The organism is Moorena sp. SIO3I6 (assembly GCF_010672095.1).
Map to the genome: position 1 here is coordinate 1 of NZ_JAAHHU010001050.1, position 1,745 is coordinate 1,745.

Below are 1,745 nucleotides of genomic sequence, written 5' to 3' on the forward strand. Positions count from 1 at the left end.
TTGAGACTGAATTGAAGTTCTTGCCACAGTTACTAAATCTTAGAACTATACTGACCGCCGATTATTTCTATATTAAGGTTTTTTTGACATTAGAGGCCAACCTCTGGTGGTTTACTCTAGAAATTTTTGGTAAGCATATGCGCTACTTGAGGTGCGGTCAGCGGTCAGCGGTCAGCGGTCAGCGGTCAGCGGTCAGCCGTCAGCCGTGGGCTTTTGGCCCACGCTGCTTGAGGTGCTTTGTGGCACAGGCTTTGGCCACGCTACGCGAATGGCCACGCTACGCGAATGGCTACGCTACGCGAATGGCCACGCTACGCGAATGGCCACGCTACGCGAATGGCCACGCTACGCGAATGGCCACGCTGTGCGAACGACCCTGGGACTTCACTCAGCATTATTCCAATGCTTACCTGTTGTCTTGATGCAAAGCGCGAGTGGGGGTTTCCCCCTGTTCCCTTGCTGCATCGCTTATTCAAAAGCAACTCAAGTAGCACCATCTGTAGCGCTAATCGCTGATAACTGAATGCTGAATGCTGAATGCTGAATGCTGAATGCTGAATGCTTACAAATTTTTGAATTTATTCAAGACCCACGCCAAACTGGGCAACAAAGGCACTTCTGTATAATAGTGCTTTAAGACGTAAGTCCTATTAGTGTAAACTTTATACATAAGTTCAGTATATTTCTATAGGAAACAAAAGTTATGGCTCTTCAAGTTGGCATAGATGCACCAGCATTTACTGTCAAAGACGACGAAGGCAATACCGTTTCACTGTCCGACTTTGCGGGTAAAACTGTAGTGCTTTATTTTTACCCCAAAGACGATACTCCAGGGTGCACCAAGGAAGCCCAAAGCTTTCGGGATAACTACACTGAGTATCAAGGTAAAGACATGGTGGTACTCGGTGTCAGTATGGATGATGAGGCATCCCACAAACAATTTAAGGAAAAGTATGGTCTGCCTTTCACCCTGCTAGCAGATACCGATGGTGCAATCACCAAGGCTTATGATGTTGATGGTGGGGGTTACTCCAAGCGGGTAACCTACATTATCAACGGCGAGGGCAAAATTACTCACGTTGATGAGACGGTAAAAACTGCTACCCACGCTCAAGATATCTTGACAGCCATGGGCTAAGCTAAGTCAAAAGCCTCAAACTTCGTCTAAATTTTTGTTAATTTGGGCGAAGTCATGACTATTTATATAATCTCTATTTATATAATCAAGAAACTAACCCATCCCCTTGGTGCTGGAGCTGTTAGGTCCTCGTGAGAATCCTGCTAGTAGAAGACGATGAAGGTATTGCCAAAGTAGTAACGGCAGCGCTAGCTAGTCAACATTATAAGGTTGATCTAGCTACAGATGGGGATGAGGGCATAGCACTAGCAGAGATATTTAAGTATGACTTGATTTTGCTAGATTGGATGCTGCCCAAGCTCAAGGGGATTGATTTGTGCAAGCAGCTGCGAAACGCACGCGATCGCACTCCGATTATACTCCTCACTGCCCAAGACACCAGCACTAACAAAGTCGAAGCTTTAGATGCAGGAGCAGATGATTATTTAGTCAAGCCCTTAGACATACCTGAATTATTAGCCCGAATTCGAGCAGTGCTGCGCCGCAGCAGCACCCCCCTACTCCCTGTGCTTGAGTGGGGATTGCTCCAACTTGACCCCAGTAACTGCCAGGTCAGCTACGATCAGGAACTATTACATCTGACACCTAAGGATATGGGTCTATTAGA

3 protein-coding genes are annotated in these 1,745 nt (G+C 46.5%); all 3 read left to right on the forward strand.

What is annotated here, in order from left to right:
* Positions 1-422, forward strand: a 422-nt coding sequence (locus F6K49_RS45975) for a hypothetical protein (protein ID WP_293109031.1), incomplete at its 5' end; no start/stop codon positions are given.
* A gap of 281 nt (positions 423-703) precedes the next feature.
* Positions 704-1,138, forward strand: coding sequence for a peroxiredoxin (locus F6K49_RS45980; protein WP_075898046.1), 435 nt, complete (start codon positions 704-706; stop codon positions 1,136-1,138).
* 131 nt (positions 1,139-1,269) lie between these two features.
* Positions 1,270-1,745: response regulator transcription factor (locus F6K49_RS45985; protein ID WP_293109035.1), on the forward strand; the 476-nt coding region annotated here is incomplete at its 3' end.

Bases quoted from the DNA above. Each gene is read 5' to 3' on its own strand.
- F6K49_RS45980 (WP_075898046.1), top strand. From the start codon at position 704: ATGGCTCTTCAAGTTGGCATAGATGCACCAGCATTTACTGTCAAAGAC.